This is a genomic window from Lysinibacillus sp. RU7, from assembly GCF_057837305.1.
Genome location: NZ_JBYQFK010000001.1, coordinates 82,599 through 106,476, shown reverse-complemented (window position 1 = coordinate 106,476; position 23,878 = coordinate 82,599). Strand labels below are relative to the sequence as shown.

Annotated in this window: 24 protein-coding genes; 6 read left to right on the top strand and 18 right to left on the bottom strand. The window is 38.7% G+C overall.

Features of this window, described 5'->3' with window-relative positions:
- Window positions 1-64: 64 nt before the first annotated feature.
- Both AC3II9_RS00475 and yneA read right to left on the bottom strand, forming a co-directional pair.
- Window positions 65-742, bottom strand: a complete 678-nt coding sequence (locus tag AC3II9_RS00475; RefSeq protein WP_489152538.1) for a YneB family resolvase-like protein — start codon at window positions 740-742, stop codon at window positions 65-67.
- Window positions 739-1,077, bottom strand: coding sequence for a cell division suppressor protein YneA (yneA, locus tag AC3II9_RS00470; RefSeq protein WP_489152537.1), 339 nt, complete (start codon window positions 1,075-1,077; stop codon window positions 739-741). Before yneA ends, AC3II9_RS00475 begins: the two co-directional genes overlap by 4 nt.
- Before the next feature lie 164 nt (window positions 1,078-1,241).
- Here yneA and lexA point away from each other — a divergent pair, with 164 nt between their 5' ends.
- Window positions 1,242-1,862 carry a transcriptional repressor LexA gene (gene lexA, locus AC3II9_RS00465; RefSeq protein ID WP_431029597.1) on the top strand — a complete coding sequence of 207 codons (621 nt, stop codon included), beginning with the start codon at window positions 1,242-1,244 and terminating at the stop codon, window positions 1,860-1,862.
- Window positions 1,863-1,904: 42 nt separating this feature from the next.
- Here the strand turns inward: lexA and AC3II9_RS00460 are convergent, their stop codons facing one another.
- The 10 genes from AC3II9_RS00460 to AC3II9_RS00415 all read right to left on the bottom strand — a co-directional run bounded on the left by AC3II9_RS00460 (window position 1,905) and on the right by AC3II9_RS00415 (window position 11,592).
- The gene (locus AC3II9_RS00460; RefSeq protein WP_489152536.1) at window positions 1,905-2,597 is read right to left on the bottom strand and encodes a gamma-glutamyl-gamma-aminobutyrate hydrolase family protein; all 693 of its coding nucleotides are present in this window, start codon (window positions 2,595-2,597) and stop codon (window positions 1,905-1,907) included.
- 161 nt (window positions 2,598-2,758) lie between these two features.
- Window positions 2,759-3,511 carry a prepilin peptidase gene (locus AC3II9_RS00455; RefSeq protein ID WP_489152535.1) on the bottom strand — a complete coding sequence of 251 codons (753 nt, stop codon included), beginning with the start codon at window positions 3,509-3,511 and terminating at the stop codon, window positions 2,759-2,761.
- Window positions 3,512-3,522: 11 nt separating this feature from the next.
- Window positions 3,523-4,200: a potassium transporter gene (locus AC3II9_RS00450; RefSeq protein WP_489152534.1), complete on the bottom strand. Its 678-nt coding sequence runs from the start codon at window positions 4,198-4,200 to the stop codon at window positions 3,523-3,525.
- Window positions 4,200-4,790 (bottom strand): PilN domain-containing protein, encoded by a 591-nt coding sequence (locus AC3II9_RS00445; RefSeq protein ID WP_489152533.1) that lies wholly within the window; start codon window positions 4,788-4,790, stop codon window positions 4,200-4,202. The genes AC3II9_RS00450 and AC3II9_RS00445 overlap by 1 nt, the downstream gene beginning before the upstream one ends.
- Window positions 4,787-5,764 (bottom strand): type IV pilus biogenesis protein PilM, encoded by a 978-nt coding sequence (gene pilM, locus AC3II9_RS00440; protein WP_489152532.1) that lies wholly within the window; start codon window positions 5,762-5,764, stop codon window positions 4,787-4,789. Before pilM ends, AC3II9_RS00445 begins: the two co-directional genes overlap by 4 nt.
- Before the next feature lie 100 nt (window positions 5,765-5,864).
- Window positions 5,865-6,302 carry a prepilin-type N-terminal cleavage/methylation domain-containing protein gene (locus AC3II9_RS00435; protein WP_489152531.1) on the bottom strand — a complete coding sequence of 146 codons (438 nt, stop codon included), beginning with the start codon at window positions 6,300-6,302 and terminating at the stop codon, window positions 5,865-5,867.
- A gap of 136 nt (window positions 6,303-6,438) precedes the next feature.
- The gene (locus AC3II9_RS00430; protein WP_489152530.1) at window positions 6,439-7,644 is read right to left on the bottom strand and encodes a type II secretion system F family protein; all 1,206 of its coding nucleotides are present in this window, start codon (window positions 7,642-7,644) and stop codon (window positions 6,439-6,441) included.
- Entirely contained in the window at window positions 7,644-8,684 is a 1,041-nt protein-coding gene (locus AC3II9_RS00425) for a type IV pilus twitching motility protein PilT (protein WP_489152529.1), read from the bottom strand. The genes AC3II9_RS00430 and AC3II9_RS00425 overlap by 1 nt, the downstream gene beginning before the upstream one ends.
- Window positions 8,685-8,696: 12 nt before the next feature.
- The gene (locus AC3II9_RS00420) at window positions 8,697-10,277 is read right to left on the bottom strand and encodes a GspE/PulE family protein (protein WP_489152528.1); all 1,581 of its coding nucleotides are present in this window, start codon (window positions 10,275-10,277) and stop codon (window positions 8,697-8,699) included.
- Between the two features lie 16 nt (window positions 10,278-10,293).
- The gene (locus AC3II9_RS00415; protein WP_489152527.1) at window positions 10,294-11,592 is read right to left on the bottom strand and encodes a VanW family protein; all 1,299 of its coding nucleotides are present in this window, start codon (window positions 11,590-11,592) and stop codon (window positions 10,294-10,296) included.
- A gap of 817 nt (window positions 11,593-12,409) precedes the next feature.
- Here AC3II9_RS00415 and AC3II9_RS00410 point away from each other — a divergent pair.
- From AC3II9_RS00410 to AC3II9_RS00395, 4 genes are all read left to right on the top strand, one after another.
- Complete coding sequence (locus AC3II9_RS00410) at window positions 12,410-12,838, top strand: type IV pilus modification PilV family protein (protein WP_489152525.1); 429 nt, start codon at window positions 12,410-12,412, stop codon at window positions 12,836-12,838.
- Entirely contained in the window at window positions 12,808-13,326 is a 519-nt protein-coding gene (locus AC3II9_RS00405) for a prepilin-type N-terminal cleavage/methylation domain-containing protein (protein ID WP_489152761.1), read from the top strand. Before AC3II9_RS00410 ends, AC3II9_RS00405 begins: the two co-directional genes overlap by 31 nt.
- A 9-nt stretch (window positions 13,327-13,335) precedes the next feature.
- Window positions 13,336-14,874 carry a hypothetical protein gene (locus AC3II9_RS00400; RefSeq protein WP_489152524.1) on the top strand — a complete coding sequence of 513 codons (1,539 nt, stop codon included), beginning with the start codon at window positions 13,336-13,338 and terminating at the stop codon, window positions 14,872-14,874.
- Between the two features lie 281 nt (window positions 14,875-15,155).
- Window positions 15,156-15,431, top strand: a complete 276-nt coding sequence (locus AC3II9_RS00395) for a hypothetical protein (protein ID WP_489152523.1) — start codon at window positions 15,156-15,158, stop codon at window positions 15,429-15,431.
- A gap of 186 nt (window positions 15,432-15,617) precedes the next feature.
- On the opposite strand, the gene AC3II9_RS00390 is transcribed toward AC3II9_RS00395, so the two are convergent.
- The 6 genes from AC3II9_RS00390 to AC3II9_RS00365 form a co-directional block, all read right to left on the bottom strand.
- Window positions 15,618-16,163, bottom strand: coding sequence for a 5' nucleotidase, NT5C type (locus AC3II9_RS00390; protein ID WP_489152521.1), 546 nt, complete (start codon window positions 16,161-16,163; stop codon window positions 15,618-15,620).
- Between the two features lie 695 nt (window positions 16,164-16,858).
- Entirely contained in the window at window positions 16,859-18,961 is a 2,103-nt protein-coding gene (locus AC3II9_RS00385; protein ID WP_489152519.1) for a DUF2339 domain-containing protein, read from the bottom strand.
- A 300-nt stretch (window positions 18,962-19,261) separates the two neighbouring features.
- A complete protein-coding gene (gene glnA, locus AC3II9_RS00380) occupies window positions 19,262-20,596 on the bottom strand; it encodes a type I glutamate--ammonia ligase (RefSeq protein ID WP_489152517.1) in 1,335 nt (444 codons plus the stop codon).
- 62 nt (window positions 20,597-20,658) lie between these two features.
- Window positions 20,659-21,039, bottom strand: a complete 381-nt coding sequence (locus AC3II9_RS00375) for a MerR family transcriptional regulator (RefSeq protein WP_489152516.1) — start codon at window positions 21,037-21,039, stop codon at window positions 20,659-20,661.
- A 239-nt stretch (window positions 21,040-21,278) separates the two neighbouring features.
- Window positions 21,279-21,803 carry a TlpA family protein disulfide reductase gene (locus AC3II9_RS00370; RefSeq protein ID WP_489152514.1) on the bottom strand — a complete coding sequence of 175 codons (525 nt, stop codon included), beginning with the start codon at window positions 21,801-21,803 and terminating at the stop codon, window positions 21,279-21,281.
- Between the two features lie 77 nt (window positions 21,804-21,880).
- Complete coding sequence (locus AC3II9_RS00365; protein ID WP_489152512.1) at window positions 21,881-23,128, bottom strand: methionine gamma-lyase family protein; 1,248 nt, start codon at window positions 23,126-23,128, stop codon at window positions 21,881-21,883.
- Window positions 23,129-23,259: 131 nt separating this feature from the next.
- On the opposite strand from AC3II9_RS00365, the gene AC3II9_RS00360 reads away from it, so the two are divergent.
- A complete protein-coding gene (locus tag AC3II9_RS00360) occupies window positions 23,260-23,862 on the top strand; it encodes a trimeric intracellular cation channel family protein (RefSeq protein WP_489152511.1) in 603 nt (200 codons plus the stop codon).
- Window positions 23,863-23,878: the final 16 nt, after the last annotated feature.

The window sequence follows — 23,878 nt, the reverse complement described above, 5'->3', positions numbered from 1 at the left end:
TTATTCTGGCTATTTCGACAAATTTCTATCTTGCACTTTTCCAATAAAAAAAGAGCACCAGAACTTATTCTGGTGACTCTGTTGATTGTTCTTGTTGCTCAGTATATTCGATGTAGCGGCGATTTACCGTCGCTTTACTTACTTGAAACCCTAGTCCTTGTAATGTACTAGCAATTTCTTTAAATGTCATGCCTCTGTCTCGAAGCTTCACGATTTCTTCAATCGGAACTTCAATTCGTTCACGTCCCTCTAAGTTACCGCGCTCTGTTAAATTTAACTCGGGACGATAGCCATTTTCTACAGCGCGCCTCATGCCTCGTCGGATTTTAGCATTATGCAATTTCCGCTGATATTCTTCTACAATCGCCAATATTTCTAACAGCATTGTATCCATCTCATTTAATGATAGTGGTCCCGCTTCATTCAAGGAATAAACCGTTACCTCTTGCTTTAACAGTAAATGCAACACGGCCATCCGAGCATTCCCACGCCCTAACCGGGTTTCATCCTGAATGAAAAGCGTTTGAATACGTTTCGCTTTCATGAAATCGAGCATTTCAAGTAAGCCATCTCGGTCAACATCATAACCGCTTTGTTGATCTTCGAAAACAGCTGCTACGGTAAATTGTAACTGCTGGGCGTAACGTGTTAATTCTTCACGCTGCCTGACTAAAGATGTTTCTTGTGTTTCTTTCACTGTGCTTACACGGCAATAAACGACAGCTTGTTTTTGTTGTGTCATCGTTGTTCACTCGCTACTTTAATGGAATCAGTCTCTTCTTGTGTTGAAAGTCTAACAACATATACGGAGTCTTTTTCAACAGGAATTATAATCGTTTGACCTGCAGTTAACAGTTGATTAAATAAATAATTCTCCTTTTGTACAAAAGAAACCCAGTCTTGCGTAGACATTTTACCACGATATTCATCGGCTAACGACCATAAAGTATCGCCATGCTGCACTGTAATCTGTTCGTATTGCTCAATTTTTTCATCTGTTATGTATAAGTATGTCACAAATGCTACTGTAACCCCTAAAAGTAGAGCTACATAGTTATTTTTCTTTAACCAATTCATTGATAAATCCCCCTCGAATACTTGTTCGGAATATACGTTCTCATTTTAATACAGCTGTTCGTTTTTTGTCAATATTTTTTCGAACTTACGTTTGCTTTTCTGTTCGTATATGTTATACTGAGTGTAAATAATAAGGAAGAACTCTTACAGAGAGGTGAAAAAACATGACAAAAGTATCTAAACGACAGGAAGCAATTTTAGCATTCATCAAAGAAGAAGTACGCTCTAAAGGCTATCCACCGTCCGTTCGTGAAATAGGGGAAGCTGTCGGACTGGCTTCTAGTTCAACCGTTCATGGTCATTTAGCTCGTCTTGAAAGCAAGGGGTTAATTCGTCGCGATCCTACGAAGCCACGTGCTATTGAAATATTAAATCAAGAAGATACGCTCACAACTAAAGTAGACGTTATTCATGTTCCTTTAATCGGCAAAGTAACAGCCGGGCTACCGATTACGGCCATTGAAAATACAGAGGAATATTTCCCACTACCAAACACATATGGCACAAGTGAGGATCAAATTTTCATGTTGGAAATTATGGGCGAGTCGATGATTGAAGCAGGCATTTTAGATGGGGATTACGTCATCGTCAAACAACAATCTACAGCAAACAACGGGGATATTGTTGTAGCGATGACCGAAGATGATGAAGCAACAGTGAAGCGCTTCTATAAGGAAAAAACACATTTCCGCTTACAACCTGAAAACTCTTCAATGGATCCGATTTTAGTAGACCAAGTGAAGATTTTAGGGAAAGTCGTTGGTTTATACCGAAATATTCATTAATAAAAACGTGTAGGCAAAGTCACACTTCGCCTACACCGTTTTTTATTTTTGACACGTATCCACAAACGCTTTAAATAACGTAAGCGATGCATCATCTTGTTTCATAGCTAGCTCTTCTGGATGCCACTGTATCCCTAAACAAAATGTATAATCTGGATGTTCAATCGCTTCAATCACCCCATCACTCGTAGACGCCGTCACCATTAAGCCGTCCCCTACTTCTTTAATCGCTTGATGATGGAAGGAATTCGTCCACACTTCATTGCCAATTAACTCGAATAGCTTTGTTCCCTCTTTTACGACGACACGATGAATTTTTTCATGACGTGCTGATTTTTGGGCATGTTGTATAGCGCCATTTACTTGTGACGGAATGTCTTGATACAGCGAGCCACCAAACGCCACATTCAACACTTGATGGCCGCGACAAACCGCAAAAACAGGTAAGTCGCGCTTTAATGCGGCCTGTAATACTTGAAAATCACTTTCGTCGCGTTGTTCAATGACCATCCCTTGCATCGGAATTGGATCTTCTCCAAAAAATTTCGGATGAATATCATGGCCCCCAATTAAAAGTAACCCGTCTACTTTGGAGATAAATTCCTCAATGCCCGTTGTAATATGCGGGAAGCAAAGCGGAATGCCCCCTGCCTGTAAAACCGCTTGAATATACGTCTCATTAATTTCAAATTTTCTCTCTGATGAATGCATGGTCACACCAATAATCGGTTTCATCTAAATTCCCCCTAAGTTGATCCATTCGATATATGAAGCAAAAATCCTACTAGCTCACTATCATCTCTTATGAAGGTAGCGGTGTACTTGCTTTATTTTCAATTTTACTTGCCTAATCCACAGAAAAAAAGGCAAATTCCGCAGAATTCACCTTGTTTCATTTAAAATAATTGCCAGTACCATTCAATCAGCTGTGCACCATAAAAATAAGTAATCAGGGCACCAATCGCAATCGATGGCCCAAACGGTACAGGCGTTTTCCTTCCTTGGCCACGCACTTTTAATAGTATCAGCCCCATCACCATCCCAATAACAGATGCTAAAAACAAGGTTAACAGCGCATTGACGGTACCGAGCACGAGACCAATTAAAAAGAACAGCTTAATATCGCCGCCCCCCATACCACCTTTTGAGACAACCGCTATGAGTAGCAATATACTAAACCCAACACTAGCCCCAAGCAAGCTATCCCACCACGGTTCAAGTGGGGATAAAATACGCCCAATGACTAAAAATGGTAAGAAAAATAATAAGATTTTATTCGGAATCAGCATATACGCGATATCTGAAACATTAATAATGACGAGTAATGAAACAAACAGTAACGCCACAAAAAGCTCCGCACTCAAGCCAAACACCGTATAGCTCAGTGCAAAAAGGACCGCCGTCACGATTTCTGTTAATAAGTAGATCGGTGACACTTTGACACCACACCCGCGGCACTTCCCTCCCTGCATGACATAAGAAAGCACAGGAATTAGCTCCAATGCCGTTAACCTTTTGCTACAGTTTGTACAATGGGAAGGCGGGGTCACAATCGATTCCCCTTTTGGCACCCGTAAACCTACCACATTGTAAAATGAACCGAATACGAGACCAAATACCCCGAAAACAATCGTATACATCATGTCCATACTGGGTCCCCTTATTCGTAATAAAATGTTGTGATTTGAATGATTGCTGCTGCGATTTCCGAACGATCCTCTGCTAGTAACTCTGCTTCACCAGGTAATTGGTAATCAATTTTATCAATGTGCATCACACGTTCTAATCGCTCAATTTCTTTAATAAATAACTGTAATTTTTCAAAGTTTGGCGATTCCACATCCACTTCAAATGTCACTAATTTTAAATTAGTCGGTACATTTGCTGTGGCAATCGTTGAAACCGGGTTTTGTTCCGTCTCAGCAACTTCGCCTTGCGCTGTTTCCTCTGTCGTCTCCTCTGTAGCATTTGGGTCGGTTAAGGCTGATTCTGATACAAGCGAATCATAATTATTAAACTTTATCCCTAACACCGTTGAGCCTGATACGTATTCTACCTCTTCCATATTTAATAAAATCCGATCAATTTCTCGACTAGCTGGCACTTTTTTACGTAAGGCAAATTCATTTGGAATGTCGCCAGATTGCTCCTCTTTTAGTAAGGTAATCTGGTCTTGAATCGACGTGATTTCACTATTCAGGCTACTAACCGAACTCTCTAGACTAGTAGCCTCCTCTTGCTTCGGTTTCACCACATAATAATAAACAGCAAACAATAAAGCTAAGACAAGTGCTGAAAGAAGCAGCACTTCAGAATTTTTGCCACTTGAAAGTTGCATTAATTTACACCTCCAGTAGCTAAATACAGATCATTAATATGTAACACAACTGTTGCTGAATAACGAGGCACTTCCGTAAAACGGTCAACCTCAGCTTCTTCTTCATTCGTTGGATTTACATCAAAGTTTGCAATGGATTCTACTTGTACATCTAAAAAGTACGGATTTTGCTCCAATCGTTCTACATATGCTGAAATCATATTTAACGTCTCAAAATCAATATCAATCGACACACTCGATTGCTCAAACGTATAATTACGCAAATATGTATTCGATGGCAGTAAAGCTTTAGTTGTATCAATTATTGGTGATACATCATATGACACAAGCTCCGCAAAGGCTACCGATTCCTCCAGTGAGCCTTGATTAGCTCCTTGTAAATTCGTGAGCTCCACTTGCAACGCGTCACGCTCTACTTGTAACGATTGTTCTTCTGCTGCGAGGCTCACGACATCTACACGAGCAGAAAAATAAAGCCACGACATAACAGCTAACAAAAGAAGCGTGATAATACCGATTAAAATAAAAATGGTCTTGGAGCTGCCCTCATCTTGGTCGACTTTCGGTAAGAGGTTAATATCTGGAATCATCCCTTAACCTCCTTTAACGCTAAGCCGAGTAAAGAGGCATGCTTTGCTTTGAAGCCTGGAAATTTCTTTTCAATAATTGCATCATTGATTACTTGAATCGGCGTTGTAAAGTTTTCTGATAAAAATTCAGAAATCGTCGTTAATAATGGGTTGTCGCCTAAAATCATAATTTCATCTACCGATTTTTCTCCTTTATGTAAGGAGAATCGAAAGAAGTTCATCATCCGGTCCAGCTCTAACACTTGATCCGTAATAATCATCCGGTAGTCTTGAATATCACCATCATAGCTAAATTCTACATTTGCTTCATCGACCACACGATGTTGCCACTTCGTTAAATCGGTATCAATCGATTGGAAACGTAAAAATTCCACATTTCCTGCTGAATATATACAAATAGACACCTCATTAATGGACCAGTCCGCAATTAAGTACGTTCGATCGGCGTTCACCATGTCTAAATGTTCAAGTAAGCGCAGATTGGCTAATGCTCGAATGTCCGCGACTTGCGGCTTTAAATGATTGTCGAGTAAAATCCCCGTCCATTTACGGACCTCTTCTGGTGGCGCTGCAAAGATAACCGCTTTGCCGTCACCCGGTACCGGGTCATACACATCGACTAACGGCTCTTGGAACGGCAAATGAATGGAATGCCCAATCTCCATTTCCACATAACCACGCAAATCCTTTGACTCTACATCAATTGGATGCTCAATCGCTTTTAATAGAACAGAAGTATCCGGGACAAAAAAACGGACATTTTGATTTTTGCCCCCCCATTTCGGTGCGTATTCTTTTACGATTTCATATAAAGCCATTTCATCCTCTAACATCGCGTCCTGCATAAGCCCTTGTGGCAATGGAATTTCATAGCATTGCGGCTGTACTAAATTCGGCCCTTTCGATACAAGAGCCCGCAACACATAATCATTCAGCTCAATGCTAACATGTGATTTTTTCTTCACTTTGAACATAGCAGGGCCCCCTTTTTTTCAATTACTCTCTCTATATAGTGAACTCGTTAGTCACTCAATGGAACACCCAATATGGTATTGGGTGTTCTTTGAAAGACTACTAGTTAGCCATATTCAAATTTAAATTACTTTCTGTAAATCCAGTTCCTGTTAAAGTATTAAACTTAGTAGCATTCTTACCTTTGAACGATGTACCAGCAGCAAAAACAACTGTAATAGTTGGATCTGCAGTATTGGTTGCAAAGCTAACTGTACCTGAAGTAACTTTAGTTGATGAAAAATCTAATTCATTAGTAGTTCCACCATATTGACAAATATTATCTGAACCACAAGAACCGTCTGCAAAGGCAATCTTAGCTGATGAAACCATATTTGAAATATCAGCTAAAATAGCTTTATCCCGTTGATTATTAATAATATTCCCAATCGCTGGAATCGCAATCGCTGCCACAATCGCTAAAATAACAATTACTGCTAAAAGCTCGACTAATGTTAAACCTTTTTCATTTTTAATACGTTTTTTTAGTTGTTGAAACATGTTAAAACCTCCTCTTAAAAATTTTTATATTTTTTGTACGGGCGTCACTTCCTTTAATGCCTCCTTACAAAACGCCCTACCTTCACTTACTATTATACTTATAGTAGCTTAAATTTACATATTTTTACACAAAATTCTACATTTGTTCATACAAACTAAACATTGGTAATAAAATCGCTGCCACAATGACGCCGACTGTTAGCGCTAAAAATAAAATCATTAGCGGTTCAATTAACGATTTTAATGTATCGACTGCACGGTCTACTTCATCTTCGTAAAAGTCTGAAACCTTTTCTAGCATATAATCGAGCGAGCCTGTCGATTCACCGATTTTCACCATACTCGTTACCATCGGGGGGAATAGCCAGCTTTGCTCAAGAGGTTCGGATAATGTGCTCCCTTGTTCTAAGCTTTTCCGCGCCTCAATCATGACCTCACTAATTACCGGGTTGCCACTTACCCGTTCTGAAATCGTTAATGCTTGTAAAATTGGGACGGCACTGCTAAATAGTGAAGACAATGTTCGTAGCAAACGAGCAAGTGCTGTTTTCTGTAATATAGGACCAAAGCCCGGTATTCGAAGCAATATATAGCTCACCATGTATTTAAACTGCTCATTTTTCTTGTATAAAAAATTAAATAACACAACGACACCGATAAGAAGGGCTATTACCACCCACCAAAATTGCGTGAGCCAATTACTAATCGCTACCGTGATGACCGTAATCGTTGGTAATTCCGCTCCCATCTCTTCAAACGATTTGACGAACTGTGGGACGATGACGACCATCAAAAAAATGACAACGCCAATCGTCAGTGTTAACAAAATGGCTGGGTACGCCATCGTGGATTGCACTTTTTTCTTTAATTTAAATTGCTTTTCAAATGTATCGGCTAAGCGTTCTAATGTATCGTCGATATTCCCTGTTGCTTCCCCGGATCTCATTAAGTTGATGAACAGTTCCGGAAAGACTTTTGGGTGTTTTGCGACTGCTTGCGATAAAGGGATACCTGTTCGAATATCGTCCTCCACGATTTCAAGCGCTTTTTTTAACGCTTTACTCGTGGATTGACGCGCTAAAATATTAGTCGATTCCACAATTGACACACCTGCTCGTACTAATGTGGCAAATTGGCGACAATACAAGACGAAATCCTCGGTTTTCACCTTGCCACCTAAAGGAATGTCCTTATGTAAAATACTTGTTGACTCCTCTAACTGGCGTGGGTTAATCCCTTGTTCTCGTAATCTTGTTAACGCGCTATTTTTGTTCGTAGCATTAATCGTGCCTTTTTTTATTTCCCCCGTTTTGCTACGACCTGTGTATTTGAAAACGGTCATTAATATTCACCAACATTCATATATGGGCGCACTTCTTGTAAAGAGACGGTGCCGTTCGATACGAGTGACTGAATCGATGACTCCAATGTGTGCATGCCAAGTGCCCGGCTTGTCTGCATGACACTCGGAATTTGATGGACCTTTTCATTACGAATTAAGTTCGTGACAGCTGGCACACCGACTAAAATTTCGGTTGCCGCTACACGTCCTTGTCCACCCTTTCGCACGAATAAACGCTGCGAAATAATCCCTTGCAATACGTTCGCAAGCTGAATACGAATTTGCCCTTGCTGATGTGGTGGGAAGACGTCAATAATACGATCAATTGTTGTCGGCGCACTGGATGTATGTAATGTACCGAACACTAAGTGACCCGTTTCAGCAGCCGTAATGGCTGTTGAAATCGTTTCTAAATCGCGCATCTCACCGACAAGAATAATATCCGGGTCTTGACGTAATGAGGCACGCAACCCATTCGCGAAGCTGCCTGTATCGATACCGATTTCACGTTGATTAATAATCGATTGTTTATGATGGTGTACATACTCGATCGGGTCTTCCAGTGTAATAATGTGCTTTGCTTTATTTTCATTAATATAATCAATCATCGCTGCTAGTGTAGTCGATTTCCCTGAACCAGTTGGCCCTGTTACTAAAATAAGGCCTTGTGGTTTATCGGCTAATTCATACAACACTTGCGGCATGTTAAGCTTTTCAATCGTTGGAATTTCACTTGAAATTAAACGCGCTGCAATCGCACCGGCATTTCGTTGATGATAAGCATTCACACGAAAACGACAATAGCCTTCGAGTGTGTAGTTGAAATCTGTTTCACCTTTTTCATCAAATTCCGCTACTTTAAAATCAGGTAAAATTTCACGAACCATTTCATGGACGACTTCAGGTGTCACTACCTCATCTCCGTAATGAGACAGCTTGCCGTTCACACGATACACAGGTGGCACGCCAACCGTTAAATGTAAATCCGACGCCTTTTGGTTATACGCATGGAGTAATAACTCTTTAATATTTAAGTTCATTTGTTTCACTCCCTATTCTGTCATAGCTACACGTAATACTTCTTCGGTCGTTGTAATGCCGCTTAGCACTTTCAGTAACCCGTCTTGTAATAATGTGTCATAGCCTTTTTGCTTCATATAATCACGAAGCACGGTACCACTTACTTGAGAAATGATTAAATCTTTTAAGTCACGGTCAATCGGTAAAATCTCGTGAATAGCGACACGGCCACGATAACCTGTCTGACCGCATGCCCCACAACCGCGGCCACGCGTAACGTTCTCCACCTTCATGCCGTTTTCTGCAAAGATTTCTTTTTCTCGTTCCGTTGCAGGGACGACGGTTGCACAATCGCGGCATATACGACGTACGAGACGCTGTGCCATGGAACCGACTAATGAAGACGAGATTAAAAACGGCTCAATCCCCATGTCCTTTAAGCGAGAAATCGATTCAACCGCACTATTTGTATGCAATGTACTTAGTACTAAGTGACCTGTTAAAGAGGCACGAATCGCAATTTGCGCTGTTTCTAAGTCACGAATTTCCCCAATCATCACGATGTCTGGATCTTGACGTAAAATAGAACGAAGCCCTGTTGCAAACGTTAACCCAACTTCTTCTTTCACTTGAATTTGGTTCACGCCCATCATTTGATACTCTACCGGATCTTCAACTGTGATAATGTTAACATCTTCTTTATTTAACTCAGAAAGTGCCGCATATAACGTAGATGACTTCCCTGAACCAGTAGGCCCTGTAATTAATACAATGCCATTTGGCCGAGCAATCATTTTCCCAAACAGCTCTTCATTTTTTGGTGAAAAGCCAATTTGACTAATATCATTGGGCGCATTACTTAAATCTAAAATACGCATTACAATTTTTTCACCGTAGACAGTCGGTAATGTCGATAAACGAATATCGACTGGTTTGAAATTTACCGTAATTTTAATACGTCCATCTTGCGGGGTACGATTTTCGGTAATATTTAAGTTCCCCATAATTTTTACACGAGCTGTCATAATATTTTGCATATGCTTCGGTAGTGAGCGCTCCGTACGTAATACCCCGTCCACACGATAACGGACTTTAAATCCTGTTTCCTGTGGATCAAAATGGATATCCGATGCACGCTGAGCAACACCGTTTGCAATAATTTGATTCACCAGACGTACCATCGGTGAATCTTCATCGACAATCTCCTGCTGTGTTTCTTGCGTGCCCGCTTGAATATCAGACAATGCTGCTTCCATCGATTCCTGCAAATCGTAGTATTTTGTAATCGTCCGATATAAATCATCTTTCGCCGCAATACTCGTCTCAATTTGACAGCCTGTCGCCATACGCACTTCTTCAATAGCGAAGTAATCCATCGGGTCAGCCATCGCAATAAACAATTTATTTTTCTCACGGCGTAGCGGAATTAAGTTCGCCCGCTTTGCTAGCTCAACAGGCACTAATTGAAGTAGTTCAGGGTCAATCGTAAACTGATTTAACGAAACATGCGGAATGCCTAATTGAAACTCTAGTACTTCAATCAGCTGCTGTTCCGTTAGTATATTTTCCTTAATAAAGAAGTCACCTAGTCGCTTACGTGTTGTAGCTCTCATGTAGGCTTCTCCTCTCTTACGGTGTAATTAAGTTACCACCCTTATCATAATGACTGCCTGGTGGTAAGACACGGTTACCATTTTCATCAACTTTCACTTGATCCTCGGTCTTATTTGTACTATCTACATCCGCTAATCCGTCCCCATCTAAATCTATTTGTAAATCAGGGTCTTTCTGAGTAGATGGCTCACGTGATGATTTAAGTAAAATGCGGTTAATTGGTGCATAATAATCACGGCTGATTAGTTCTTCCGCTCCGTGAATCGTTCGGTACACCGACACACGTAAGCCTTGTACACCTTTTTGCACTTCCTGTGTTTGCCCTATAGCAAGTTGATCCGTATAACGCGTAATCGTACGAGGTGAAATCGCTTCATCACGCACTACTTTCATCGTGACATCTACTTCTTTATGGGTCGTATACACTTCCGCTTTTAATTGTTGATTTTCAACTGTCATTTTCAGTTTCATCGGGTTCGCTGTACGGTTCACAAATTTCAAATCTTTTGGTGCCTTTATATCAATCGCTACTTCTACACCTGGTTCTAAATAATTCGGCACTTGCTTTTGAGAATGACGTTCTAAAATATCCGTATCCATATGAAGGGCATTATGATAAAGCATGGACGCGACAAAGTTTAACGCTTCGCTATTCGCTTCCTCTATAGTTGCCCCTAGCGCTTCAATGAAAGAAAATGTTTCTCCCGTATTGACAATCGTTTCGTTTATAACATTCGCAATATCGTACACACCCAATGCCGTTACGGGAATTTCCTCAATGGCTAGGGCTAGGCGATCAGTTTCCACATCTGTTAAACCTGCGACTACTGCTTCAACCGGCTCTGTTTTTAAATAACCTGCTGCCGTCATGACACGAGCATACGTCTCGTCTGTTTCCCACGTAGCCACTTTCGCAATCTCATCTTTTAACACTTGGCTATCCAATGTAGTAATTGGTAAATGGACGATGCGATCATTTTGCCAAAAGGCATACCAATCCTTTTTTATTAATGATTTATATGTAGCAATCGTACTATCTATATCAAACGCAATCGTTGCACGGTTTAATGACAGTGAACTCCCCCCGCCAGATACAATCCCTGCCTCATTCGTCCATTGATTGATCGCTTCAGACAAAACTTCCTTTAATTCGTCATCCTTTAAATCGCCTACTTCTATGCCAGCGATGGTAGATTGCGTTTCATCCCCCTTAGCAAGCGCGGGTTGTCCAACGATGAAATTCGGCAACCATGTGGCTAGTAATATAGTTGTTAATATACCTAGAATCATAATTTTAAATTTCACTTTCATCATTTCACCCCTCTTATATATCATTAAATAGTTTGACTTTTACAGAAATTGATGATTTCACATTACTTATTGTCTATAATAGGGATAATAGTAGAAAAAAACAAGGTATATCGCAAACTATGAAGACTATTTTTTGTAACTAAACAACCCATTATCCAGCAAATAATGGGTTACAAACATAACATTTAATACCAATAAAATAACACTTAAAGGAAAATGCTGTAACCACATTAAACTATTTTTTAAGGCTTTTCTTTCTACACCAATAGAATAAGTGACTCATAATTACAAATTCAAAACCATATACCTAACAAAATGTACACTTCAACATCCGCTTACATGCCATAAAGTCTATTAAATTCTTAAAATTCTTTTTCATTACCTTACTCGCATACCTATAGTAATAGATAAAGTTTAAACTTAGATTAAAAAATAAAATAAAATTAGTAAATTTTCAAAACTATGGATTTTATTATTTAAAATAGATATTCTTTATATATACATTAGAATAGGAGGTTCTTAATATAGATGAACAGGTTGTTATAAAATAAGCAGGGGCTGTCTTTAATTTTTGTAAATAACCTAACATTGATTAAATAATATAAACCTTTAACACTCGATATAAACAACCATACTTCTATAACAGTCTAGATATTTATAAGATGCAAAAAAGGAAGATAATGGTCGGATATTATTTTTCATATTTTAACAATAATCAATAGATTTGTAAGCAAGCAGATTGAGGGAGGAAATGATTCTAAATAAAAGTATACATTTACATTTTTCAATTAACTTCTTAATAATATGAGGTGATTATATTATGCAATACTTGAAAAATAATAAAGGGTTAACATTAATTGAGATAGTAGCGGCAATAGTGATTTTAGGGATTGTATTAATTACCTTTTTCAACTTTTTTACCAATGCTGCTTTATTTAATAATAAAAACGATGAAAACATAAAAGCTATGAATATAACTAGAGAACAAATCGTAAATTTTAATAGTACATATAATTTAAAATCTTGGAATAATATAAAAACTGACTTCACAGCTGACTTAACTAGTCCAGGTATTTATAAGAAGGAATTACATGAAGGGAATTATATCATTGAAATATCTATTAATAGCACTCCAGAAACAGGTGACTACTACCACGAATTACGAAAAGTTCAAGTGAAAGTTTGGAAAGGTGTTAAAAGCGGACCTCCTTTAAGCGAATCTTTCACTTATCACGAAGGGGGAGTTTAACTATTAGAAGCAAATATTACATTATAAACAATAGGGGGTTCACACTCATTGAAATATTAGCTGTTATAGTAATTCTCTCTATCATATCTATAACTATAATATCAACCCTCACCAATGGACTACAGTTTTCCGATAAAGAATCTACTAAATCGCAATTACAACAACAATGTAATTATATTTTTACAGTTCTTCGTGAAATACACGAAAATGGTGAACAATACGAAATTATTGTGGATAGTAACAAGCAAAAAATAACACTAATTACTTATAATACAAGCCCAAGCGCCCCACCAATTATTACCAACACCGAAGTAATTGAAAATAGTAATTTCAATTACTACTTATACGCTTTTAATAATACAAACCCAATAAATTCATTGACAATTGATCCTAGTTCCAATAAAACTGTTGAAATTGAAATATTAATTACAAATCCTAAAAACGAAAGTGAGAATTACAAATTAAAAACAACTCTCTCAAGATTGTAGGTGACTAATTTGAAAATAATTAAAAACTCTAATGGAATGGCATTAGTTACTGTTTTGTTAATAATTGTAATTTTTTCAGTGTTAGGGATGATGCTATTCAAATTTACAATTTCTAATGCAAAACAGATAAATAAAACTGAACAAGATATGCAAGCTGTGGACATTGCTGAAATGGGGATAGTACGATACAAAAACGAATTAATTCCTCATATTAATAATTTACTTGAAAATGGCATTAAACAAGCCATAGCATCAATCGAACATAAGAATTCTCTCGGCGGTTCTATTCCAATTAAAGGAAATACTATTTTAAATGAAATGCAAGCTAACGGATGGCTGGCTTCTAGTAATGATTTTTTATTAGGCATTTCTGCTACAGACAAATTCTCAGTTTCTGATAACAATGCTTTTTATTACACAATCGAAGAACAAACACCTATTACAATAAACTATCCTTCTGAAATACAATTAGTTTTTGATAGCATCGGTAATTCATTAAATGACAACGCAAAATTAAATGGGCTTGTTACAATTGAAATCGAAAAACTTATTGACAAGAGTTTAATACCTGGGACACCCGATAATTCTAGCCTTGGCTCGCTTGTGACTAAACCTAGTGTTACAGTTGAAATCCCAAATACGACAAAGGTATGTACAGCCTCTAATACTTTAGGAGATAAATGTATTTATAATGAAAATATATCTATATCTAATATTTCAGGAAAAGAGGCAATAGTTAAAGGAAATTTAAATTTTATAAACGACTTAAAAGATGTGAATAATTTACATTTATATGTGGATGGTGATTTTAATTCTGGTAATCTAGAAAAAGCAAGTAACTTTAAAATCTTTATTCAAGGTAAAGCATACTTAGGTAACCTTGCAAACGGTGGAATTAAGAACGCGATTATTTACTCGAAAAATGATATTCATTTCCAAAATACAAATAGCAAAGCTAGTATTGCAAATACTGTAATTTATACTGAGGGTACGGGCTACTTCCAAGATATGAACGCCCAAATTCATAATGCGGAACTATACTCCAAAAATGGGTTCTCCTTCGGTAATTTCAATAGCGGAGCTAATCATTCCAACTCAGTAATTTACTCTGAAGGCTCTGGAAAATTTGGTATAATAAACGATTCTTTCACGAATATGAAAATGTTTTTTGGCGATAACGTTACCTTTAATCATTTCAATAGTAAAGCTGATATAAAAAATTCTCATTTTTATTTCGATAAAGATGTTTCTATAGGTGGAATTGATAGTAAATTTGATAACTCTGAGTTTCATGTACTAGGTAATTTATCTATTAATAATATAAATGGAAAAATAGCTTCAAATACAAAGATTTGTGTTGGCGGTACTATTTATGGCAAACTGGCATCTTTAGAAAATGGGGTAAACATTATTTCTCAAAAAAAATATCCAGTTGAGTACCAAAAAAATTGTTCACCTACATCTGGAGGAGGCACATCCACATCATTATCTCATTTAGTCCCTAAAATAGCTGACACTCTTGATAAAATGAAAGTTGACTATAATTAAATTTTTTGAGCTAGCTGATTTCCAAAGAATAGCTAGCTTTTTTATTTTATCAATATTTATATTAACCTGATTACTTAATGATATACCTGTTTCTCACTATTCGTTAATCCCCCTATTATTAATAAATAAAGCAAATATCCCACTCCTACTCACGCAATACTATAGAACTATCACCTCTCTTCCAATGTCACAAGCAGGTATCACTCCTCCCACCCAGCCCACCCTCCACACCCTAACCAACATATACTGAACTAATCATCCACGAAAGGAGCATTTAGAGCTTGGCTAGAAATAATAGTGGGAAAAACAATGATTCACTAAACGAGCTTCTACAAGGGAATGAAAACAGCGCGGCTAAACTAGCTGTCATCGCTGGTCTCGTGACTACCTTGGGGGATGCATTGGCTACAATGGCCGCCGTTCTTGCGTTAGAAGAAGCACAATCACAAGACAGCGGTAGCAACAACGGGGTTAGTGTGGAACGCTTTAAAGAACTAGAAAAGCAGGTTCACTACTTAACAAAAGAAATAAATAAACTAAAATACCCTAGAAAATAATGTGGTGACGTGCTAGGGCCAATCCAGTATACGCTTATTACTTTTTTAATCATACGGCAGCCTGTACATAATACTCTGCATACTACAATCACCCGATTCAGTTCAATATACAGTAAATTAAGCCACAAACGGAAAAATAGGCCGGTCAGTCAGACTCTACTGACTACCGCCCCATTTTGTGTTGCTTTATTTTTCGATGCCTACGTTCAAAAAGTACTCCCCGATTTCCTTCCAATTCCGTACGCGCACATAGCCTTCTATATGCTCGTTGTATGGCATAGCGTAAAGGATTCCTTGCCCACGAAATGCTTCGAGCTGACGTGGATTATCATCGATTAAATAATCCGTATGAATGACTGCCTTATTACCACAAAACACAAAGTTTTGCGTGTTTAGGAATGGAAAATGTTCGCGTAACCATTCATATTTCGCATGAAATGAGCCGGGCACATCCATTGCTGCTGTTGCAATATAGACATCAAACTGATTATTTAATTGTCGTACCACTTCAATCGAATCAGGGTCAAGCACTTCAAAATCTCTGAAAAAAGACGGTTCATTTAATAGTTCGAAAAATCGCTTTTCTTTCGATGAATCGAGACTTTGTCTTGTGCCATGTAAAAATTCTTCTTCCGTTAAAGATTCGCCAAATGTCTCATTATACGCCACGACCATTTTCTTGTAACTATTCGCTAACACTTGGTCCATATCGATCGCAATGCTTTTTCTCATCATTTCCCCTCCACATCCATTCGATACTTATAGTCTAGTGAACTTTTTCACATGTTACAAGCATCGCTCTTTTAGTATTTTGTTAAGCGTACGTAAATTTATGCTATTCATATAATTTTTTCGTATGTATTACGATGAAAAAGCATCGAATTTACGCCGAAAACGAGTAAAAAACGATGGACAATCGCCTTAAATCGCCTCACTTTTTCCGTTAACCTTCAAAACAACTAGGATAATCGACTTATCATTAGGCGCGTCTACTACACGGAAAAATCGATATTTTTTAGCCATTTTCATTCAAAAACCAGCGTGATTTGTATTCTAAGTTGCGAAGGTTTTCCCCATGTCACAGTTTCCAAACCCCTTCCCACCGCCCTATCGCTGAAAAAATGTGCGCCTTCTTTTTTATCCACCCTCCAAAAAACAGCGATTATGCAAATGACCGATTTTGATATACAACTTATCTCAAAATAAGTGCAAATCGGGACTTTTCACCCTTATGTTGTCACATATTTTTAATTAAGTTGTATATGCATTTTGCCAATTCGCCTTTTTCACGCTTAAACACTATACTAAAATTCCCTCCCCCCAAAAAATTATCCGAGGTTTTTAAGTTTACTTGCTTAATTTCCCCCTTTACTTGCCATTTCCCAATCAAAAATAAAACCGTGGCAAAAAAATCGCCACGGTTACATTTATTTTCGTAACAATCGATTCGATAGCAGTAGCCCGACGCCACCAATCACAATAAATAATGCAGAGCGAACGAGTAAATCGAGTGCCGATAGATCAAAGAAGATCAGCTTAAAGATACCAATACCAAGTAATACAAAGCCCATGATTTTCACATCTCGCCAGCTTCTTTTTGCACCAAGCATGAGCGTAATGCTGGCAACCGCAAAAATCGTCATCGTATTTCCTGTCACCGCAACGGCATAGTCTACTAAACTACTATTATACAATAATGAAAACACACTCATGATTAATACAATAAATAATGCAATGCCCCCATTCATCAGCTGCTCGATTTTTTCAGCAAGAGCCCCTTCCCATCGCTTATAAATGCGACCACTACTATAAAAGTCGGCCAGCACCGCCAGTAGTACCGCTATATACACACCTCTTGTCAGGAAATTCAATTGCCAAACCGCCTCATAATAATAGCCCGTCAGCAATACGACCATGACCGCCATCAAATTTCCGAATACAAGCGCGATGACAAAAAATCGACCCATCCATTTTTCCGACATAAAGAAGGATGCCACAAGCAACAAAGCAAGCGCTATAAAAGCGACATAAGGTACGTTTCCGACTGTCGACATATAGGCATAATCTAGATTGATTACATAACTTATAAAATACACGGTTATCACGACCGGCAAAATATCGACAACATGCGCCTTCTCCATCCACACTTCAAAACGAGTCAGATTGTGCTTTGGCTGTTTGACATACATATAGATGGCGATTAAATAGAGCAATAGCATAACAAGCGACAAATGACTTAATGTAAAAAATGGATCTACGTCACTCATTGCCATTGTCATCATCGTCACGATGAAAAACGCAAAGCTGTACGTCACTTTCATGATCGTTGCCCGTAATCGTAACGCGAGCATCATCCCAACAAATGTGATTAAACCATGTAAAAGCATATCAATTTCATAAGACAAACTAAACGTAAACAGCGTAAAAGTTAGTGAAAGAAATGCTACGGTCGCTGCCACATCGACTACTTGTGGACGTTGCTCCTTATACGCAACAACAGCCGTCACAGCAAAAATAGTCAGCATAATGAGGAAAATTACCGTATCAAATACATGCTCATTTATTACGACCCATAATAGGAGTAACACAAATACATTATAGCTAAATAACAACCCTTCATGTGTCGCCTTCCATTTACTTTCTGTATCATATAATCTCCACCAGCTATAGAGAAATATCGTGACAATGAAAAGCATCCCCACCGCAAAATACATGTCGACCTGTTCACTTAGTCCCCATAATCCTAAAGCCGATAACAAGGTAAAGGTCGTTGTAACATATAGCGCGATTTGCTGGCTATGCTTCACAATAACGAATTGAATGACTGCAAATAAAATAACAACAAATTGAATAATGAGTAGCTCGCTAAAGTCCATATATTCTAGTAAATAAGGTAGTAAGAGCGACGTAAAAATGACAAAAATCGTTAATACTTCATTCGCCTTGTAATAACTAATAACAATTCCATAAACAATGTAAAGAATAGCAATGACAAGCGCTGTAGACAGACCGATGATTTCATACAAAATCGCGCCTGCTGCCGTCGTTAATATCCCAATCATAAATGCGCCACCGTAGAGCGAAATAATAACCGCTGGTGAACTCTTTTGCTTTTTTTCTAGCACATAAGGTAACACGATTAATCCAATAGACAAAGCATACGCAAGAAGAATTTTTACACCGTCCGATAAATAACCGTATTCACTTACTAATTTTAATCCCCAAAGTACCCCAAGCACAAGGATAACCATAAATACTTTCGGGAGTGCCCATGTAATGGTTTCCTCTAAAGAACGTTTCGGCTTTGCTGGTGGCCGTTCTTTTTCTAGCGTAGGAGCAGATTCATTTCGTTCTATTGGCATCATTGATTGCTCAAATATCGCCTTTTTTAACTGGGACACGGTACTCTTTAATTCAGAAGGCCTATACGATGTTTCGTTCGTTGCCTGTTTTAATTGAGAGAGCTCTTGCTTTAAACTTCTGACCTCCTCCTCCAACATTTCCACACGCCGTTCTAACTCTCTATCCATCCTGTCACCTACAATCCATTTGAATTTTATTACATTATACCAAATGTCTTCAAAAGTGTAAATTTACACTTTTATAATCATTCATCGCAGTTTAAATACCATCATATGAACGATAAAACTTTTCATGAACGGTTATTTTTAATTTTTGTATTCTCATCCAGATATTTTTCTGATATAATAGAAAAGACGCAATCAAAGGGTTGCCTAAATCATAGCTACGGTTACCGCCGTAGCTTTTCTTTTTTATGTCTAAACTACAATAAAAAGCGTTGAAGCCCTAGAGCCTCAACGCTTTTCTTATTAGTACATTTTCATGTACATGTCACGTTCCCATTGGTGTACTTGTGTACGGAACATTTCACATTCGATTTCTTTTGCTTCTTTGAAGTTTTCGTAAATGTGTTCGCCTAAAGCATTTTTTACAACTTCATCTTCAGCTAGTAATTTTAATGCTTCATCTAAAGATACTGGTAAGTTGTCGATTCCGTTTGCTTTACGCTCTTCTTCGCTCATTACATAAATGTTACGGTTGATCGCTGCTGGTGGTGTCATTTTTTGACGGATTCCTTCAAGACCCGCTTCTAAAATAACAGCCATTGCTAAGTACGGGTTAGCAGATGGATCCACTGAGCGTACCTCTACACGTGTTGATACACCGCGAGAAGATGGAATACGAATAAGTGGTGAACGGTTTTGCGCTGACCATGCTACGTAACATGGTGCTTCATAACCTGGTACTAAACGTTTATAAGAGTTAATTGTTGGGTTAATAACAGCTGTAAAGCCTTTCACGTGTGCAAGCACACCTGCCATAAATTGCGTCGCTGTTTCAGATAAACCAAGCTCTGTCGCTTCATCATAGAACGCATTTTCTTTCCCTTTAAATAGAGATACGTTGAAGTGCATTCCTGAACCCGCTTCGCCGAATAACGGTTTTGGCATAAACGTTGCATGTAAGCCGTGCTTGCGCGCAATTGTTTTTACAACAAGCTTGAACGTTTGGATATTGTCACATGCTGATACAGCGTCTGCATACTTAAAGTCGATTTCGTGTTGTCCCGGTGCTACTTCATGGTGAGATGCTTCGATTTCAAAGCCCATTTCTTCTAGCTCTAATACGATATCACGACGACAGTTTTCACCAAGGTCAGTCGGTGCTAAGTCGAAGTAACCGCCATGGTCGTTTACTTCTAAAGTTGGCTCACCTTTTTCATCTAATTTGAATAAGAAGAACTCTGGCTCAGGCCCTAAGTTAAAGTTTGTAAAACCTAATTCTTCCATTTCTTTTAACAGACGTTTTAAGTTTGAACGTGGATCCCCAGCAAATGGTGTGCCGTCCGGACGTGCGATGTCACAAATAAGACGTGCTACTTTGCCTTTTGTAGCAGTCCATGGGAAAATCATAAATGTATCATAATCAGGGAATAAATACATATCTGATTCTTCAATACGTACAAAACCTTCGATTGAAGAGCCATCGAACATCATTTTATTCTCTAATGCTTTGTCTAGTTGGCTTACTGGAATCTCAACGTTTTTGATTGTCCCTAAAATGTCTGTAAACTGTAAACGAATGAATTTTACTTCTTGTTCTTGTACAAGACGTTTAATGTCTTCTTTTGTGTATTTACCCACAATTCCACTCTCCTAAAAATGTTTAGCCTTTGAGGATATCCCTCATGTATAATTCACACACTTTATTGATAAAAGCGTGATAAATTCCCTTGTCGTAGAGAAGCTTTTTGCATGCGCTGTGCTTGACGCATCTCTTCTCGTAAAATTTTTCGCAATTCGGCATCTGAAATTTCTTTTGCCGCCCCTTGTACAGTAGGGTCATTTTTCATAGCAAACACTTTTTTAATGCCCGCCATGTTCACGCCTTGCTCAAGCATATCTTTAATTTCAAGTAAAGTATCGACATCATTTAAACTAAACATGCGTCGATTTCCTTCAGTACGGTGCGGCTGGATTAAATCATGCTCTTCGTAATAGCGAATTTGACGCGCTGTTAAATCCGTTAATTGCATCACAATACTAATCGGTAAAAGCGGCATTGTTCTACGAATTTCACTACTCATTTCATCCACCTCCCTTACCGCTATATTACTCCCTGTGATGAACGATGTCAACGGTATGTCAGAAAAACTAACACTAATAAGAAAACACACCTAAAAAGGTGCATAAAATAGAAAATTATTTGCATTGTTCCTATATATTTCACCCATAAAAAAAATGCATCCACAATAGATGCATTGAATGATAATGTTCTTCTATAGAAGGATACAAGCGTGACAGTTAAAGCGAATTTCTAACATCTTTACAATTGCCCTACATACAAATCTAGCATCGTTTCATCAATCGAACCGTTAATCTTCATTTGAATAATACCAGCTTCATCTAAAAAATATGTACTTGGAATAGTGATGACTTCATACGCTTTTGACACATCACCGATTTCATCCAGTAAAATCGGGAATGTTAAACCGTAGTCATCGACAAACTGGGCGATTTTTTCAACCTTGACGTCTTTATTTGTTATATTCACAGCTAACACAATGACATCTTCATGTTCGGCATCGTACGCTTCAAATACAGGCATCTCTTCGCGGCAAGGATCACACCACGTAGCCCAGAAATTCAAAATTACTTTTTTCCCTTTGACATCTTCTAAGCTTAACGGCTCCCCGTTTAATGTCTCCAGTTTAAATTGAGGCGGTGTATCCCCTTTTTCCAGACCTGTTCCTTCATCTGTCAAACCAAACTCAGCAGACCCTTTTAAGTTATTCCATGCCACTGCACCAATTAATATGATAACAATGACTAGTCCAATCCATTTTTTCAAAATAAAACACCTCCGCCTTTAGCATAGCACGGGACGAAGGTGGATTTGTGAACAATACGTGAAATGTATTGAACGGATTATTTTAATGCTTGCACAGCGCTACAAATCGCATATTTCACATGCTCATATGTCAATCCGCCTTGGATGAATGCCGTAAATGGAGGGCGAATTGGACCATCCGCTGTTAATTCAATACTAGAGCCTTGCACAAATGTACCCGCTGCCATAATGACATCATCCTCATATCCAGGCATATACGCTGGTTCTGGCGCATAGTGGGCATTAATTGGTGATGCGGCCTGTATCTCACGACAAAACGCAACCATCTGATCCGCCGTTTGGAATGATACCGATTGAATTAAATCTGTACGCACATCTGTATAATGCGGCGATGTCGTCATCCCTACTTGCTCCAGCATAGCCGATGTGAAAATCGCCCCTTTCAACGCTTGTGCCACCGTATGTGGTGCCATAAAAAATCCTTGATAGAAATCGGCTAACGTATTTAACGTTGCCCCTGCTTCTGCGCCAATCCCTGGTGACGTCATACGATACGCACATTTTTCCACTAAATCTGCACGGCCTGCAATATAACCACCGATTTTAGCTAAGCCCCCACCAGGATTTTTAATGAGTGAGCCCGCCATTAAATCTGCGCCTACTTCTGTCGGCTCATATTGCTCAACGAATTCTCCGTAACAGTTATCCACAAAAATAACAGCTTGCGGAGCGATTTCGCGAATGCGCTTTGTCATCTCCGCAATTTGTTCAATTGTAAAGGATGGGCGTGTTGCATACCCTTTTGAGCGCTGAATAGCAATCATTTTTGTGTTTTCATTTACTGCCTCTTGTACGCCAGCCCAGTCAATGTCTGTATTGTCGATTAAATCCATATGGCAATACTGAATGCCAAAATCCTTCAAGGAACCCGTATCTTTTTCCCCGCCATCTACAATCGATTGCAATGTATCATATGGTTTTCCTGTAATATACACAAGCTCATCTCCTGGGCGTAACACCCCAAATAAGCTGAGTGTAATCGCATGTGTACCTGAAATAATTTGCGGGCGTACAATCGCCGCCTCTGCACCAAATACTTCTGCATATACACGCTCTAAATTGTCTCGCCCTTCGTCATCATAACCGTAACCACTTGACGGATGTAGATGATAGTCACTTACTTGATGCTTCCGAAATGCGGCTAACACTTTTTGTTGATTGTAAAAGGCCATATCATCACATTTTTTATGATACGGGCGAACAAGCTCCTCTACTTTTTCTGCTAATGCGAGTGTATCGTTTGTTAAAACCGTCTGAAATGCCACAATAATTACTCCTATCTTTTCTTAATATCCTTTACCATCTTATCAATTCACAAAAATGCGTCAACTATTTCATATTGCTCATCTATGTAAAAACTGCTATTCTCATAAAGGATGTTTAGGGGGTGTATTTGGTGGCTTGGGATGTGTTTAGTATAATTGGTACAGTCGCATTCGCTTTATCTGGTGCCATTGTTGCCATGGAAGAAGAGTATGATTTATTTGGTGTATATATTTTAGGCATTGTAACGGCATTTGGTGGGGGGGCGATCCGAAATGTCCTCATTGGCTTACCGGTTTCAACATTGTGGAATCAAGAAACGTTATTTCAAATAACGCTCGTGGCAATTACGTTATTTTTTATTATGCCGCATCATTTAATTAACCATTGGAACCGCTGGGGAAATATTACCGATGCCATTGGTCTCGCCGCATTTGCCATCCAAGGGGCGATGCATGCAGTAAAACTTGGACTTCCGCTCAGTGCGGTGATCGTTGCAGCGATTTTGACAGGTTGCGGTGGCGGGATTGTTCGCGACTTATTAGCAGGCCGTAAACCACTTGTGTTACGCGATGAAATTTATGCATTATGGGCAGCGATTGCGGGACTCTTAATCGGTTTACAAGTTGGCACAAGCGATTGGTTCTTGTACGGATTATTTGTAGGGGTTATTTTCTTCCGTTTTCTTTCTTATTCAAGAAGGTGGCAGTTGCCTCGTAAAAAGCTATATTACTAGGGTTTCCGTTATCGAC

Bases quoted from the DNA above. Each gene is read 5' to 3' on its own strand.
- AC3II9_RS00475 (WP_489152538.1), bottom strand. From the start codon at position 742: ATGACACAACAAAAACAAGCTGTCGTTTATTGCCGTGTAAGCACAGTG.
- yneA (WP_489152537.1), bottom strand. From the start codon at position 1,077: ATGAATTGGTTAAAGAAAAATAACTATGTAGCTCTACTTTTAGGGGTT.
- lexA (WP_431029597.1), top strand. From the start codon at position 1,242: ATGACAAAAGTATCTAAACGACAGGAAGCAATTTTAGCATTCATCAAA.
- AC3II9_RS00460 (WP_489152536.1), bottom strand. From the start codon at position 2,597: ATGAAACCGATTATTGGTGTGACCATGCATTCATCAGAGAGAAAATTT.
- AC3II9_RS00455 (WP_489152535.1), bottom strand. From the start codon at position 3,511: ATGGACATGATGTATACGATTGTTTTCGGGGTATTTGGTCTCGTATTC.
- AC3II9_RS00450 (WP_489152534.1), bottom strand. From the start codon at position 4,200: ATGCAACTTTCAAGTGGCAAAAATTCTGAAGTGCTGCTTCTTTCAGCA.
- AC3II9_RS00445 (WP_489152533.1), bottom strand. From the start codon at position 4,790: ATGATTCCAGATATTAACCTCTTACCGAAAGTCGACCAAGATGAGGGC.
- pilM (WP_489152532.1), bottom strand. From the start codon at position 5,764: ATGTTCAAAGTGAAGAAAAAATCACATGTTAGCATTGAGCTGAATGAT.
- AC3II9_RS00435 (WP_489152531.1), bottom strand. From the start codon at position 6,302: ATGTTTCAACAACTAAAAAAACGTATTAAAAATGAAAAAGGTTTAACA.
- AC3II9_RS00430 (WP_489152530.1), bottom strand. From the start codon at position 7,644: ATGACCGTTTTCAAATACACAGGTCGTAGCAAAACGGGGGAAATAAAA.
- AC3II9_RS00425 (WP_489152529.1), bottom strand. From the start codon at position 8,684: ATGAACTTAAATATTAAAGAGTTATTACTCCATGCGTATAACCAAAAG.
- AC3II9_RS00420 (WP_489152528.1), bottom strand. From the start codon at position 10,277: ATGAGAGCTACAACACGTAAGCGACTAGGTGACTTCTTTATTAAGGAA.
- AC3II9_RS00415 (WP_489152527.1), bottom strand. From the start codon at position 11,592: ATGATGAAAGTGAAATTTAAAATTATGATTCTAGGTATATTAACAACT.
- AC3II9_RS00410 (WP_489152525.1), top strand. From the start codon at position 12,410: ATGCAATACTTGAAAAATAATAAAGGGTTAACATTAATTGAGATAGTA.
- AC3II9_RS00390 (WP_489152521.1), bottom strand. From the start codon at position 16,163: ATGAGAAAAAGCATTGCGATCGATATGGACCAAGTGTTAGCGAATAGT.
- AC3II9_RS00385 (WP_489152519.1), bottom strand. From the start codon at position 18,961: ATGGATAGAGAGTTAGAACGGCGTGTGGAAATGTTGGAGGAGGAGGTC.
- AC3II9_RS00375 (WP_489152516.1), bottom strand. From the start codon at position 21,039: ATGAGTAGTGAAATTCGTAGAACAATGCCGCTTTTACCGATTAGTATT.